The sequence below is a fragment of the Umezawaea sp. Da 62-37 genome (genome assembly GCF_032460545.1).
Taxonomy (GTDB): Bacteria; Actinomycetota; Actinomycetes; order Mycobacteriales; family Pseudonocardiaceae; genus Umezawaea.
The window spans coordinates 11,739,836-11,754,362 of the sequence record NZ_CP135965.1 but is presented as its reverse complement, the minus strand read 5'-3'; the positions used below and the strand labels follow the sequence as shown (position 1 = coordinate 11,754,362).

Genomic DNA, 14,527 nt, shown 5'->3' with positions numbered 1-14,527 from the left:
GCCGTTCACCACCAGCCGGCGGCGTGGCCGGCGACCGCGGCCACCTGGTCGGTGGGCAGGCCGGTGATCGCCGACGCACTCCCCCACAGGGTGTCGTCGAGGTCGTCGCGCACCGGGCAGCGGTCGGCGGCCGAGAGCATCGCGGAGAACCGGGTTCCCACGGTGGTGTGGTGGGGGTTGCCGGTGGTCCATTTGGTGTGGGCGTGGCGGGATGCCAGCCCGAGCACGGTCGGGCCGGTGCCGTCGCCGCGGCGGGTGAGCGCGGCCAAGTGCGTCAGGCCGGTGTCGTTGCCGATCACCAGCTCGGCGTCGGCGAACACGTCCACGCAGTCCGCCGCCGCCGGGGCGCCGAGGTTCCTCCACAGCTCGTGCTCGCGGGTGCCGGTGTCGGGTGCGTCGAGCATCCGGAACGACAGGCCGTCGCGGCGGGCGGCCAGTCGGCGGGCCAGGGCGGCGAAGCCGTCGGTGCCGACGTCCTTGCGGTCGGGGCGGCTGGTCGCGCCGACGAACACCACCCGCCCTACGGTCGCCGCGACGGTGTCGGAGCGGTAGGTGGGGGCGGGTGCGTGCTCGGCGGGCAGCCGAACCCCGAGTTCCTGCTCTAGGGCCAGGTAGTAGCGCATCGGCAGGTCGGCGTGGACGCGGACGAGGTGCTCGTCGATGGGCTCCAGCCAGGTCGGCGGCAGCTCCGGGGTGACCGTGAACCGCGACCCAGTGGCGTCGCGGGCGCGGGCGGTGCTGAGCACGTGGGGCCCGTCGGCGGTGGTGGCGGTGGCCGAGGTCAGGGGCAGGGTGCTGCGGAGCATGAGGTCGGGGCGGGGCCCGGAGTAGTGGAGGGGCTGCTCGGGTGCCGCGGCGGCGAGTCCGGCGGCGGTGGCCAAGCCGAGCAGGGTGTCGCCGAGGCTGCCGGCGGGCAGGTGCACCGTCCAGCCGTGCGCGCGGATCCGCGCGAGCCGCTGTTCGGTGTGGTCATCGGAGGGCGGGTGGTCACCGGCGTGGCGGCGGTAGGGCAGGCTCCGGCCCAGCGGAGCGTGCGGGTGGCGCACCAGCACGGGCCCGCCGCGGTGGACGTTGACGGTGGCGAAGTCCCACGGCGACGGCCGAGGTGACGGCCGTGGCGCGATCCCGGTGGCGGCCAGGGCCGCGGGGGCGCCGGGTGCGGTGGTCACAGGGTGGTCAGCGCGCACAGCCGCACCCCGATCCCGGCCAGGACCGCGCGGCCCGCGGCCGTGCGGTCTTCCACCAGGCACAGCGCGTCGGTGACCACGGCGCCCGCGGCCCGCAGCACTGCGGTCAGGTTGGCCAGCGTGCTGCCGGTGGTGACCTCGTCGTCGACCGGCACCACCCGCAGCCCTGCCACTGCGGCGTAGCTGAAAACCTCGACGCGGCGCGCGTGCGGTTCGTGGAACACCGCCTTGTTCGGTAACTCGAGGTCGAGTTTCCACGCGAGTTGGTAGGGCAGCCCGCTGGCCGCCGCCACCGCGAGGGTCGGCGGGATGCCCCCGGCGTCCAACCCGAACAGCAGATCCGGCGGGGTGTGGTCGGGCAGGTCGCGGTGGGCCTGCCACAGCGCGGCGCCGACCTGCGCGAGCCGGTCGGCGGTCACCGGGGCGGTGATGCCGTCGAGTTCGTGCACGACGCGGACGTCCCGTGCTTCCCCGGCCACGCCATGGCGGCGCACGTGCTCGGCGCGGTACGGGGACAGTGCGGCGATGGGTACGCCGGTGGTGCTCACGAGGTGGTCCTCCAGGTGGTGATGGTGTGCGACCGGTCGGTCAGGGTGAGGGCGGCCGCGAGCGCGGTCAGCAGCGCGGCCACGGCGTCGGGATCGCGCCGGTCGGCCGCAGTCCGGTGCAGGGCGGCGACGGCGGCCAGGGTGGGCAGCGGCGGCAGGTCGGGGTGGGCGCGGGCCAGGTCCGCGAGCACCAGGTCGCCGTCCTCGTCGCGCAGCTGCGGCTCGTGCCCGGCGCGCAGCAGGACCTTCGCCACCAGCACGAGGTGCTTGTGCACCGCACGGACGTCGGGGACCGGGTCGGCCAGCAGCCGGCGGCAGGTCATCAGCACTAACCCGAGTTCGCCGCGTCCGGCCCGGTCGTCGACCTCGGCGGCCGGGTCCGGCGGCCGGTAGCCGTCGCGGTGGTGCAGGACGCCATCGCCGGTGGCGGCCAGCAGCCGCAGGGCGTGCACGACCCGCGGCGGAACCCGCCCGACGGCCACCTCCGTGGTGGTGAGCATCGTCAACCCGGACTTCACCCCCGACAGGGGCGGCAACGTCGCGGGCACGGCCCGCAACCACGCGGCCGGGTAGGTGTCGCGCACCAGCAGCAGGTCCGCGTCCGACCAGTCGCGCGTCCAGTCGGCGCGGCCGGTGCTGCCGGTGGCCAGCAGCAGGGCGGTGTCGCCGTCGACCAGGTGCTCGATCACCCGCTCCAGCCAGTCCGCGTTCGTCGCGGCCACCCACCGGCCCCGCGCCGCCACCGCCGCCACCGAGTTCGGCGGGTGGCCGGGCACGGCGGGCGCGGGAACGGTGGCCAGCGCGGGCAGGGCAAGCTTCAGCGCGGCCAACGGGCCGGAGTTGTCGACCACGACGTCGGCGATGGCCTCGATGCGCTCCGCGCCGCGGCTGGCCTTCACCGCGTCGCGCCCGGTCAGGCTGACCACGCTCTCCACCGCGCGCGCCGCGCGGGTGGCGGGGTCGGTGCGCACGAACACCACCCGGCACAGCGGGCCGAGGCAGTCGCGCAGGTGCGCGGTGGCCTCCAGCCGGTGCGCGGACTCCAGCACCACCGGCCCGGTCTTGTTCGCCGCGGTGAACCGCAGCAGTTCCTCGGCCAGGCGCCGGGCCTGCTCCCGCTCGTCCCACACGGTGTAGGGGTCGGTCACGGCCGCGCGCAGCGCCGCGAGTTCCAGCAGGTAGCCGATCTTGAGCCGGGTCGCGCCGTGCTCGGCGACCAGCAGGGAGCCGAGCACGGACTTGCCCGCCTCCGACATCCCGCCCACCACCCACACCCGATCCGGAGTCGCCGCGGGCAGCCGCGAGACCGCGACCCCGTGCAGCGCAAGGACTTCGCGGACGCGCCGCTGCACACCGAGCACAGACTCCTGCCCGCGCACCAGCACTGCGTCGTAGACGCCGCGGTCGGTCTGCTCGGCCAGGATCCGCGCCAGCGCCTGCTGGTAGGCCACATACCAGGGGCCGGGCGGGGCCGGGTCCCTGGCGACGGCCAGCGCGGCTTCCCGCCCCGGGGCACCGTCTGCGTGCCGCAGCAGCAGGTGCACCTGGCCGCCGGTCACCGGCGGCGGGTCGACGGCTGCGGCCAGATCGGTGACCACGCGCAGCGCGTCGTCCGGGGCCAGGCCGTCCTTGACCACGCAGGTCGCCGCGCACACCGCCAGCAGCATCGGCAACCCGCGGTCCTCCAGCCGCAACCCGCCGCAGTGGGCCAGGCCGCGGGCGGTGTGGCTGCGCATCACCAGCGCCACGTGTTCGTCGGTGGGGCACTCGGCGAACCACCAGCGGGCGAACCCCGGCCCGGAGACCTTCGTCCACTGCGGGTCGTGGCCGTCGATGCCGCCCGCCGGGTCCGCGCCGGGCATCGCCGCGGCCAGCCACCGCAGCTGGGTGGTCTTGCCCGCGTTGTCCGCGCCGTTGAACGACACCACCGCGATCCCACTCCCCCGCTCGGGTCCAGCTGCGGTCCCGGCGGCGGACGTGGCGGCGGACGTGGCGGCGGACGTGGTCACGGTCGGGCTCCGTAGGTCTTGAGCGCCGTCCAGCCGGGAAGCCGTCGCTGCCCGGCCGCGACCTCGGCCAGCAACCCGTCGTAGGCCGCCGCCAGCTCGCGCAGCTGGGTCGCGGCGATCTCGGCGCGGGCGCGGTCGACCCGCTGGGCCCGGACCACCGCGATCACCAGGCGGTCGATCACCGACCCGACCGTCTCGGTGTGCAGCGCCGCACCCGCCCGGCAGGCGGGCGCGTAGGCGGCGACGTGCTCGTTGAGCCGGTCGACCAAAGCCACGCGGCGGGCGTTGAGCTCGTCGATGCGCCGCTTGGCCACGGCCACCTCGACAGGCCCGCCGCAGCGGCTGCGGTCCTCGGCCGACCACTGCTCCCGGTGCCCCGCGGCCAACTCGCCCACCAGGCACCGCAGGAACGCCGACGCGGGCATGACCGGCGTGGTGGCCGCGGTGTCGCACCACGCCAGCAGGTCCGCCGACGACGGGGCGAGCACACCGGGATGCTGCGCGGCGGCCGAGCGTGGGGTTTCGGTGGTTGTGGTGACCGGCATGGCGGCTCCCTGGTGGACGGCTCCCGCGGTCGATGGACGCGGAGGGACACCGAGCAAACCCGGTTCCGGCCAGGGTCGGCAGGTGCACGAGGGGGGTCACGGTGGCACGCGAACCGCACACACACAGCACCCGGACCAGTACGCTGCGTTGACCTGGACGAGGAGGTGGCGACGGTGCCCTCAGCCGGTCTGCGCCAACCCAACACCCGGCTCGCCGCGCTGCTCGACCACACCGGCATGTCGAGCAGTTCGCTGGCCGCGCGCGTCAACCACCGCGCCCGCCGCGGCGGGATCAGCGTCTCCTACACCCACCGCTCCATCGCGAACTGGCGCGCGGGCATCACCCCGCAACCGCCGATCCGCCGGGTGATCGCCGAGGTGCTCGGCGACGCGCTGGGCCGGTTCGTCCCGCTCTCGGAGATCGGCTTCCACGCCGAGGACGACGACGACCAGGCGGGCCTGCACTTCCCGCGAGACCCGGCCAAGGCCATCGCCGTGGCCACCGACTTCTGGAGCGTCATGGACCGCCGAGCACTGCTCACCGCCGGCGTGGCCGCCACCGCGTTCACGACCCCGTTGTGCCGGTGGCTGACCACCGACACCGACACCGCCCTGCCCGGCCCGGTCACGCCGGGGCGGCGGGTGGGCCGCCACGATGTCGAGGACCTCATTGCCACCGCCCAGGACGCGCGCCGCGCCGACTCCCGCTTCGGCGGCGGGAACTGGCGTGTGCGGATGGTCGACACCTGCCTGACCGACCGCGCGACCCCGCTGCTGCACGGCACCTACACCGACACCACCGGCCGCACGTTGTTCGCCGCCGTCGCCGAACTGTCGCAGGTGGCCGGGTGGAGCGCGGTCGACCGCGGCGCGCACGGCCTGGCGCAGCGCCACTTCATCCAGGGCCTGCGCCTGGCCCGCGCCGCGGGCGACGTCCCGCTCGGCTGCTACCTGCTGGCGTGCATGGCGTTGCAGGCCACGCTGTGCGACCACCACGACATCGCCATCGACATGCTCGACGCGGCCACCGAACGCGGCCGAGGCCGCGCCACCCCACGCGTGCTCGGCTTCTGCCAGCTCGTCGCGGCCAGGGTGTTCGCCAGATCCGGCGACGCGCCGCGGGCGCTACGCGCACTAAGTGCCGCCGAGACCCTGCTCGACCGCGCCGAGTCCACCGACACTGGCGACGACCCGCGGTGGATCGGGTTCTTCGGCCGCACCCGGCTCGCGGCCGACGCGGTGGAAATCCACCGCGACCTCGAACTCCCCTCCCGCGCCCGCACATGGAACGCCCACGCCGGGACCAACGCCGCGTTCACCCGCTCCCACAGCCTGCGCCAGGTGGTGCTGGCCAGCACCTACCTGCAAGGCGAGGCCGACCTGGACGCCGCGCTGGCCCACGGCCACAGCGCGCTACGCGGCCTGGCCGGGATCGCCTCGGCCCGCGCGGACGGCTACTTCCGGGACCTGGCCGACCGGTTCACGCCATGGGCGACCGAACCTGCGGTCGCCGACTTCCTCCACCACGCCCGCGCTGCCTGAACCTTGTTCCACCGTCGGAACCCAGCAGGCTGGCCTGCCGGTCCAGCGCGCTGCTGAACCTTTTACATCGATCCCCTGCTCGTGAGGGGTGCGACAGGACACGAAAGTCATATCGAAAAGGCCAAATCCTGGCGTGCTCGCAGTCTCAGGCGATGGCAGTGACCCGTAGTACCAACGGGCAGTCCTGTGGTACTGACGAGTAACCCTACGGTTGGCAGGGCGAGCCAGCGGCTGGGACGTGAACGGGGTGGATGCTTGCTCGGCACGTTCACCCAGGTCAGGCCTATCACATGTACGGATAAGGTGTTGGCTTGTACATCGATCCGGAATCCGGAAGGTATTACCGAAGAGTGACCGGAAGGAGAGTCGTTTCGATATTCCAATTATGAAAGTTGGTTTTACAAGCGAAAAGCTAGGAGACATACGAAAACATGGACAAGAGGGGCAAAATTACCGGAGAGTAAGGTGTGGATTCAACAGCCACTACCGGAACGGTTAGTGAATCCAGACCGTTGTACACGCCCCGACACCCCGGTTGACCAGTGTCAACCATGTTCCACTGCGATTGACTGCGTTCCACTGCGCCGAGCTCCGACGGTAGAGCTGACTCAGCGCGTCTTCCACTCGTCAAGGGTCGACGGTGACGGGTTGCTAGAGAGGAACAATGCACCCTCCACGGTGGGGGTGCATTCATGGGGAGTGGCGCGAACGAACTCACGTGCTACTCTGTGCGCAGACGCAAAGGACCCCCTAGGCCGTTTCGCCAGGTACGTAAACCTGGACTGGCCTTGGAGGTCCGCTGCGTTTAGCTATGCGGTCATACTTGCCTTGGTACCGCCAGTATAGGCATGTCGGAGGAGTTCGTGCCACTCCCACCGACGCGGCCAGGCCGCACAGCGCAGAGGCCCCCCAGCAGCGGAAACGCTGTCGGGGGGCCTCTCTCGTTGAGCATCAGGACCGGTGTCGCAACCGTCTCGGCGGGTAGCTATCCAGGCGAGTCGTCGGTGTCCTCCTGATCGGCACGGCTGGCCGAGCACCGTGCCGATCAGAACGGGCCGCGGATCCGTCCGCCGCTTCTCTCGTAGAGCGTGACAGCCTCGGCGAGGGCCTTGGTCACCGCTTGGACGAGGTCGCCGTGGAAGGTGTAGTCGTTCTGGTCCTCGATGGAGTCCAGATCGATCGTGGAGACGAACTCCCCGTCGCGCAGGCTCGCTCCGTTGCGTCGCAGGGCGGGTATGGGCCAGAACCGTCCGATCGAGCCGTCCTCCAGCAGCAACCCCGGTGAATCCATCCACTCGCCCTTGCCGTGACGCAGGCCCGCGGTGTGCGCGATGATCCAGCAGCGCTGGTGCAGCACGACGCGGTAGGACTTCCCGGCTGCGTCCCGGTACTGACCCCGTTGGTACCACTTCGCCGGCTCCACTCTGGTGTGGGTGTCGGTCCCGAGGTTGATCAAATGGGGTACGGCCTGCAAGCAGAGCTCCCGCACTCGCTCCCACACCTGCTGCTTCTGCTCGGCTTCGCGGCGGCGATGGGCGGCCGCGGCGTCGGCCTGAGCGCGGGACCGGTGGATGGCATCGTCAAGGCTCACGCACAGAGGGTAACCGGATAGCAGCGCCGTTTGGCGAACCTGCTGCATGGCCAAAAACGATCGTTTGTGACCCACCACGGCGCCGGCGGGGACGGGCACGCGCGCCCGCGCCCGCGCCGCTGACCACTTGGACCGCAAAGTAGGTCGCCGAAGTGGCAGAGATCGACGCGTAGTCCGCGCGGGATTTGGTGCGTTCGCCTGGGCTGGCCTGCCTGGATCGAAGCCCCGCCTCACACCCCGGTGACCCAGGGTGTTCAGCCCTTTACGCTCTGACCTCATGAGTGAACAGACCGCATCATCGTTCGACACCCCCTGGTACCTGCTCTTACTGCTCGCGATAGCCGAGATCTCCTCGGCGGCGGTGGCGACGGTCGGGATCGGCGGCGCATACGCGGCGCTGGAGCTGCCCGCGATACTGACCTTCGCCATGCCGCTGGCCATCCATCTGACTGCCCTATGCGCGACCTGGGTGGGAGTCCGCTCGATCGACCCCCGTCGAAGCAACGCCATGAGGCAGGGGGTCCTCGCGCTCGCCGCCATCCTGATGGTGCTGGGCGCGCTCACCACGCAGTTGCGCATCAGCCGATTCGACCTGCTCGCCATGATCGTCGGCGGCGTCGTCTCCGGTACCGGCCCATTGCTGCTGGCGCTCGTGCTGTCCCCGGCACCGGCGAAGACGCCCGATGCCGCCCGGCAGGGCTGAAGAAGATCTCGCGGCTTCACCTGACGGCGGCGGCCTGCGCGGCGCAAGTGAGTCGGAAGGCGTCCGGCCCATACCGGCATGCCAGCTTCGGCCAAGAGAAAGGCATGCAGTCCGGTCGACAGCCCGGAGAAAAGTCGAGAATCCGGCGTGGTGATCAGGGAGGGCAGGGAAGCCTCAGGCTCCCGCCCTCCCTGCAGCGCCGCCGGCCACTTGGGAATGTCAGCCTTGAACGATGAACCCCCCTCGCGCATCACGCCCTCGCCGACTTTCTCCCCCAAGCCCGCCCAGCCGGACTCCCCGCACTCCCGGCCTCCTTCGGTCAGGCACGAGTCGCGGACGTCGATTACCGACTCACCGGTCGTGGAACTGGACGGCAGTTGCCTCGCTGCTCGCGGCGCTGGCGGCCGTCGGGGGTGTCGTATTCACCGGCCTGTCGTTGCAGGCCACTCGCGCACAGAACACGGTGGCCGAGCAGAACCAGCTCACCGACCGCTTCACCAAGGCGGTTGACCAGCTTGACCGCGCCGGTGCCGACCACCTGCAGGCCCGCCTCGGCGGGATCTACGCACTCGAACGCCTGTCCCTGGACTCTCCCCGTGACTACTCGACCATCACTGAGGTCCTGTCCGCGTTCATTCGGAGCGCCGCCCCGCGTCCCCAAGTCGACGGTCTGCCGGAGGCATGTCCGGACCGGCCGCCGACATTCGACGTGCAAGCCGCGCTGACCGTGCTCGGCCGCCGCGGCCCCGGCCCCAACCGGCAGGTTCGCCCAGGCTTCTACGACGTCAATTCTGTCGACTTGTCCCAAACCTGCCTGCGCCACGTGGACTTCCTCGGGGCGGACTTCTCCCGTGCCAACTTTCGACAAGCTGATCTCACCAAGGCGCGCCTCATCGGAGTGGACCTCATCGGGGCACTTTTTGTCGGCGCAAACCTCAGCGGCGTGGACTTTGCCGGTTCGGACCTCGGGAGCGCGCTCCTCACCGACACAGACCTCGGTGGCGCAAACCTCACCGATTCGCTGCACACCGAGGAGACCATGATCGACGGCGCGAGGACCGACGAGGCCACCACGGGCGCTTGGTGGCGTTGATCTTGTTGCAAAAGGATCGTTTCTCGACATGATCCACAACAGGGGGTCCGAAACCCGTCCGCCGAGTGCGAAACTGTTGTAAAAGATGTTGAAAAGTCTGTGTGTTCAACAAGTCTTCAACCACCCTTTCTAATACACTTTGGGGCATGACGCACACTTGGCTTCCGCCCGGCGACTGGTTCCACTTCGACAACGACGACCTCGGCGCCGCTCCACCGGGCGAGGGGCTGGCGCTGCTGGTGAGCGCGGAAGGCCGGGTGTCCGGGATCGTGGCCGTCGGTCCGCGGCTCGGCCTGCGGTTGCTGGAGCCGGGCGTGGTCGACACGTGGGCGGTCGACCAGGTGCACACGGCCGACGGCCACATGCTGCGGGTGGGCACCGTCGACATCAGGGACTGGACCGGCGACCGCCTGGTCGACGTCGGGGTGGCGGCGGTTTGCCGGGTCGGCTACTTCGCCCCGGACCGGGTGTTCGTCGTGGGCGCGGTGGTCCCCGACGCGCGGCCGGACCCAGTCGCCGAACTGGCGGCCGGGCGGGTCACGGTGCAGATCGAGCCGCGCCTGTCGACGGGGGACCGGCCGGTCCTCGCGGGCGTGTCCGTCCACCCGCCCGCCGCGGCGCCCGACGCCCCGGCCGGGCCACCTCCGGTACGTCGGGTGTGGTCCTGATGCCCAGCACCTCGCGCGAGGTCGCGCCGGTCCCCTTGGAGTTGGACGGTGATCCGCTCGACGCGATCGGCGGCGGCGATCTCGTCGGCTACGCGCGGGTGTCCACCGGCGAGCAGATCCTCGACCGCCAGCTCGACGCGCTGCGCGCCGCGCGATGCATGCGGGTATTCATGGAGAAGCAGTCCGGCAAGGACGCCGACCGCCCGGAACTGCGGGCGTGCATGGACTACCTGCGGCCCGGCGACACCCTCGTGGTGCTGGAACTCGCACGGCTGGGCCGCAACCTGCAGGATCTGCTCTCCCTGGTCGCAGGCCTGCGCCGCCGCGGTGTCGGGTTCCGGTCGCTGCACGAGGCGCTGGACACCACCACCCCCGGCGGCAGGTTGGTTTTCCACGTGTTCGCCGCGCTCGCGGAGTTCATCCGCGAGCTGATCGTGCAGGGCACCCACGAGGGCCTGGCCGCCGCACGGGCCCGCGGCGTACGGCTCGGGCGGCCGCCGGCGATGACCCCGGAGCAGATCCGACACGCCCGCGCCCTGCTGGCCCAACCCGACGAGACCGTCTCCTCGATCGCCCGCCTGCTCGGGGTGAGCCGCGCGACGATCTACAAGTACGTGTCCGAGGTGCGGGGGGACGACCTGCCCGCGGGGAGCGCCACGGTGACCGCCGCGGCGTTGTCCGCCGGTCGGGTCGATGGCGAGGTCGTCGACCGGTGAGCGTCCCGGAACAGGTCACGAAACGCGGGGGCGTTGTGGAGCGGCTGTCCACGCTGGCGTCGAGGATTTCCGGCGGGGAGCCGGTGCTGGACCGGGCGCGCGACCGCGCCCGCGAGGCCGTGGAGATCGTCTCCGCCGCGGTCGTGGTCGACCCGACCTTGCTCGACCGCGACCGTGACCGTGACATCGAGGTAGTCGCCGAACTTCTGCGCCAGCTCCACCCGCTGGCCCACCAAGCCGCCCACGCTCTGGAGCATGGCCGCCTCACCGCGACCAACGCCCCCGCGCGCGCGAACTTGCCCGGCTCGGCCGGATCAACTCCTTGGCCCCGGCTGAGCTGGACGCCCTGTCGGAGCACCTGGTCGTACTCGCCGAGCGGGTCCGGGCCGCAGCGCTCCCGGACTGGAACACCCCCCGCCGCATCAGGGAACGGTCCGAGCGCCTGCTGCCCTCCCCGCGCTTCCTGATCGACCTGGCCGACCAGTTGGCGGCCGCCGTCGCTGCGGCGGCCGCGCTGCCTTATCCGGCCGCCGCGGCGATCCGCTTGGAGGCCTTGGCCGAGCAGCTCCGCGACGTCGTCGGCGACCGTCGTCGGCGACCGGCGCCGGCGTTGCGCGGCCGCGGGGTGCGACTACGACATCCGACCGGCCCGGACGGGACGACCACGGCTCTACTGCGGCCCGGCCTGCCGCAAACGCGCCAGTCGCATGGCCGCCGGTACCCGCCGGGCGCCGGTCCGAACGAACCAGGGTGGCGAGTCGTGACGCTGGTCGAAGGATCCGATCCGTCAGCGGCGGCGCCGTTTCGCCACCGCGCCCGCGGCGCCGGTGCCTGCGAGGGCGGTCACCACTACCCCCGCCCATATCGGCCCGTTGGATCCGGTCACCACGGCGAACAAGATGAACGCCGTCAACGCCGTGACGAACACCAGATACCCACGCCAGAAGTGTCTGCCGGACAACTCGCCCACCCAGCTCGCAGGCCTGCCGATCGGCTGACCCTCCGGCTGTTCGGGGCCGGAAACATCGTTCCCGGGTCGTAGGCTCATAAAGCAGTACCTCTTCCGACTTCCTCGTAAGGGATCACGGACCGGGCTGCTGCGATACACGGGACCCCTGGTGGCGACCAGGGGTCCCGCCGCGTTCACAGCCCTGTCGTGGGCAACATAGAACGACCCCCGACACACGGCCCGAGCACTGACCGTGTGGCCCCCGGCGGTCACACCGGCACATCTGCCGTGCGGAGACGTCGGGGGGCGGCCACCGGGGGTCGACGTCCGCCTCTCCATTACGACAGGCATGATCGTTGTCCTGCTACTCCTGGCGGACAACAACGGCACGTGAGGCAAGCACATGGGGGCTGACATGGCGGGCAGACCTGCGAGAACGGTCGGAGCACCACCACAGGTCGACAAGAAGTACCTGCCACTCCATTTCGGACAAGCCGGAGTGGAGCTGGTCGAACTGCTCTACCGATTACGGGAGGAGGGCGGCTTCACCCTCAAGGACGTGGTGAAGCGGTGGGCCGAGACCGATCCGGAAGGTGCCGCGACAGCCAGAGTGGTACCGAAACCCGATGTCGTCGCACCCCAGCGCATCACGGAACTGATGCAAATGCGCAGGGGCCTGCTGCCGACATCCCTGATCAAGGTTTTCCTGGAGCTGTGGATACAGAACACCACGCCGGGATCGGTCGCCAGGAAAACCACCATCGACACCCTGGAACGGCTCAGGCACAGAGCCGGCAAGTATGAGGAGCAGCACCGAGCAGACACCGGCACCCCACACCCATCCCGGAACGATCAGCGCAGATTGTCCGAGGAGATCGGACAACTCAAGGACAAGCTCATCACCGCCCAGGCCGATCTGTTGCGCACCTGCCGGGACAAGGAGCAGCTCGAGAAACTGACCGTGTTCCTGGTCTACGCCGTACAACGCCTGAGTGCGCAATACGGCGTGCTCCTCGACGAGCGCAACGCCCTGGCGGCGGCGCAACGGGAGTCCGACACCGGGTCGACCGCGGTCCTCGCCGAACGGACCAGACAGGTCGGCGACCGACTGGTCCGCGCCGAACACCAGCTCGCCAGAACGCGGGAGGAGGTCACCCAGCTCGCCGTCCTGGCCGAGGACCTGAAACGGTTGCTGCTCGCCTTGACCGCGCGCCTGGACGACGCCCAGTCCATCTCCACCGCCCCCCTGGCCAAGCAGGTCGACACCGAGGGGGCCCAGGATCCGGACCCGGTCGGCCTGCAGATGATCGCCGAGACCGACTCCGCCCTCGACCGCGTCGAGGACATGCTCCAGACCAGCAGCGACAACCGCGCCGTGGTCCGTCGGCACCTCACCGACACCTCCGCGGAGGAGGGTGTGACCTCAGACGACGGGGGTGCGTACCCGCCCCCGTCCGCGGAACCGCCCGTGACGGTCGTGTCCGACAGTGGCCCGCCGGAGGCCCTGCCGGGGCCTGGCACGACGTCCGGGATTGTCCGCCCCGAGGTGGACAACGCGGAGAACCCGCCTTCCGGCGATGACGCCGGATCGTCCCCGGACAACCCCGACCACGGGCGCCTGGCCGTCCAGTCCTCGGCCGACGACCCCGACACCACCGGCGACTCGGCGGCGCGGCGAGATCCCGACGGCAGCCGGGGTCCGGGCGGACGACGACCGCGTGATCCGGATGTGGCGTCGATCGACGTCGTGTCGCCCACGACACCGCCGATCGGCTTCGCAGGGGTACCCGTCGAGGTCCTGAAACTACGGAGAACCCCTCGGAGCACTGTCAGGAAAAACAGGACGAAAAAAATCGTGACGACTTTACTGTCGACGGTATTGCTGTCGTCCACGTTGACCAAGTCGGAAAACCCGAATATCGAAGTCCCACTTAAACCGACACCCGACCTCGCCAGTCCGCAAAATCCTATCCCGGATGCGGCCGCCGGTGTCCACACGCTTTACCCCAACAGGCACAGCATCAAAGACGTCCACGGGGACGTGGTCGAGGTACAAGAATTCAATTCGGGCTACGCCGGATATTTTTTCAGGTGGAACCTGAACGACAGGAAAGGAGGGAAGGTCACCTTCACGCTCAATCCGGATTCACCGTGGACTGTCAGCAAGATCCGAAGCTACGTGTACGCCACCCCGCTGTGCGCCGGGATCAATGTCGAGGTGTCGTTCAAGTCAAGCAGGGTAAAAGTCGAAAATATCGACATGCAACCAGTCGACGAGAACTTCCTGAGGTCCGCACTGACTTTTACTGGGATGAACGGCATAACGGAGGACACGGTCACGATTTCCGCGTTCGACGTAAGTGGCGGGAACTGTCATGCCGCATTTTACTGGGGTCCACTCGCAGGTAGGAAATAAGTTCTCGACAGGTTCGCGGCGGCCGAATCCGACTCCGTGCCGGGCGGTTTCCGGACAAGCGCATCACCAAGGTGACCACTGACCGACGATGACCACCATCATCACCACAACCGGCGACCTGACCGGCTTTATGGGCTGTAGGGTCGATTGAGCGACGCAGGTCCGCGGTAATCCTCTCCACACGCGGGGCACATCACCGACACGGCGGTGGCCGGGACTTGGAACGTGGTGCGGCAGCGCTTCCAGAACTGGACGCACCCGAACCGCACCACGCAGGTCATGGTCACCGTCGGCACGGTCGGATCGGCGACGTCGACCTGGTCGCCAAGCACTCGGGGCGCGTAGGCGCCACACAGTGGGCACGGGTGCTCCGGTGGCGTCGTGTGACCGCCGAGTCGGCCGTGACGGCGCATCGTGGTGCGCGGTGCCACCTGTGCGCAGTCGCCGCAGCGCAGATACAGCACCGGGGACGGTGTCGGTCGGCGTGTCACCTCGACCAGTTCCCCGAGAGACCACCACGCCCTACGCCACCACGACACCGGTCCCCCGTGTTTGTCGCC

Annotated in this window: 14 protein-coding genes; 8 read left to right on the top strand and 6 right to left on the bottom strand. The window is 70.2% G+C overall.

The window, feature by feature from the left end; translation table 11 throughout:
- Nucleotides 1-5: 5 nt before the first annotated feature.
- Genes RM788_RS52635 through RM788_RS52620 form a run of 4 tightly spaced genes read right to left on the bottom strand, consistent with a single transcriptional unit; the run spans nucleotide 6 to nucleotide 4,289 of the window.
- The gene (locus RM788_RS52635) at nucleotides 6-1,187 is read right to left on the bottom strand and encodes a glycosyltransferase family 9 protein (protein ID WP_315929358.1); all 1,182 of its coding nucleotides are present in this window, start codon (nucleotides 1,185-1,187) and stop codon (nucleotides 6-8) included.
- Nucleotides 1,166-1,735: a phosphoribosyltransferase gene (locus RM788_RS52630; RefSeq protein WP_315929357.1), complete on the bottom strand. Its 570-nt coding sequence runs from the start codon at nucleotides 1,733-1,735 to the stop codon at nucleotides 1,166-1,168. Before RM788_RS52630 ends, RM788_RS52635 begins: the two co-directional genes overlap by 22 nt.
- Nucleotides 1,732-3,744: a hypothetical protein gene (locus tag RM788_RS52625; protein WP_315929356.1), complete on the bottom strand. Its 2,013-nt coding sequence runs from the start codon at nucleotides 3,742-3,744 to the stop codon at nucleotides 1,732-1,734. The genes RM788_RS52630 and RM788_RS52625 overlap by 4 nt, the downstream gene beginning before the upstream one ends.
- The gene (locus tag RM788_RS52620; RefSeq protein ID WP_315929355.1) at nucleotides 3,741-4,289 is read right to left on the bottom strand and encodes a DUF4254 domain-containing protein; all 549 of its coding nucleotides are present in this window, start codon (nucleotides 4,287-4,289) and stop codon (nucleotides 3,741-3,743) included. Before RM788_RS52620 ends, RM788_RS52625 begins: the two co-directional genes overlap by 4 nt.
- Nucleotides 4,290-4,463: 174 nt before the next feature.
- Here RM788_RS52620 and RM788_RS52615 point away from each other — a divergent pair, with 174 nt between their 5' ends.
- The gene (locus RM788_RS52615; protein ID WP_315929354.1) at nucleotides 4,464-5,831 is read left to right on the top strand and encodes an NsdA family TPR-like regulatory protein; all 1,368 of its coding nucleotides are present in this window, start codon (nucleotides 4,464-4,466) and stop codon (nucleotides 5,829-5,831) included.
- 1,045 nt (nucleotides 5,832-6,876) lie between these two features.
- Here RM788_RS52615 and RM788_RS52610 read toward each other — a convergent pair.
- Nucleotides 6,877-7,422, bottom strand: a complete 546-nt coding sequence (locus RM788_RS52610) for a hypothetical protein (RefSeq protein WP_315929353.1) — start codon at nucleotides 7,420-7,422, stop codon at nucleotides 6,877-6,879.
- A gap of 277 nt (nucleotides 7,423-7,699) precedes the next feature.
- On the opposite strand from RM788_RS52610, the gene RM788_RS52605 reads away from it, so the two are divergent.
- From RM788_RS52605 to RM788_RS52585, 5 genes are all read left to right on the top strand, one after another.
- A complete protein-coding gene (locus RM788_RS52605) occupies nucleotides 7,700-8,125 on the top strand; it encodes a hypothetical protein (RefSeq protein ID WP_315929352.1) in 426 nt (141 codons plus the stop codon).
- Between the two features lie 463 nt (nucleotides 8,126-8,588).
- A complete protein-coding gene (locus tag RM788_RS52600) occupies nucleotides 8,589-9,218 on the top strand; it encodes a pentapeptide repeat-containing protein (protein WP_315929351.1) in 630 nt (209 codons plus the stop codon).
- 146 nt (nucleotides 9,219-9,364) lie between these two features.
- Nucleotides 9,365-9,886, top strand: a complete 522-nt coding sequence (locus RM788_RS52595; RefSeq protein WP_315929350.1) for a hypothetical protein — start codon at nucleotides 9,365-9,367, stop codon at nucleotides 9,884-9,886.
- Nucleotides 9,886-10,602, top strand: a complete 717-nt coding sequence (locus RM788_RS52590; protein ID WP_315929349.1) for a recombinase family protein — start codon at nucleotides 9,886-9,888, stop codon at nucleotides 10,600-10,602. Before RM788_RS52595 ends, RM788_RS52590 begins: the two co-directional genes overlap by 1 nt.
- Nucleotides 10,599-11,069, top strand: a complete 471-nt coding sequence (locus RM788_RS52585; protein WP_315929348.1) for a hypothetical protein — start codon at nucleotides 10,599-10,601, stop codon at nucleotides 11,067-11,069. Before RM788_RS52590 ends, RM788_RS52585 begins: the two co-directional genes overlap by 4 nt.
- Before the next feature lie 320 nt (nucleotides 11,070-11,389).
- Here the strand turns inward: RM788_RS52585 and RM788_RS52580 are convergent, their stop codons facing one another.
- On the bottom strand, nucleotides 11,390-11,650 hold the full coding sequence (locus RM788_RS52580; protein WP_315929347.1) for a hypothetical protein: 261 nt from the start codon (nucleotides 11,648-11,650) through the stop codon (nucleotides 11,390-11,392).
- Between the two features lie 400 nt (nucleotides 11,651-12,050).
- Here RM788_RS52580 and RM788_RS52575 point away from each other — a divergent pair, with 400 nt between their 5' ends.
- Nucleotides 12,051-13,967: a hypothetical protein gene (locus RM788_RS52575; RefSeq protein WP_315929346.1), complete on the top strand. Its 1,917-nt coding sequence runs from the start codon at nucleotides 12,051-12,053 to the stop codon at nucleotides 13,965-13,967.
- Nucleotides 13,968-14,174: 207 nt separating this feature from the next.
- Nucleotides 14,175-14,312, top strand: coding sequence for a hypothetical protein (locus tag RM788_RS52570; RefSeq protein WP_315929345.1), 138 nt, complete (start codon nucleotides 14,175-14,177; stop codon nucleotides 14,310-14,312).
- Nucleotides 14,313-14,527 lie beyond the last annotated feature (215 nt).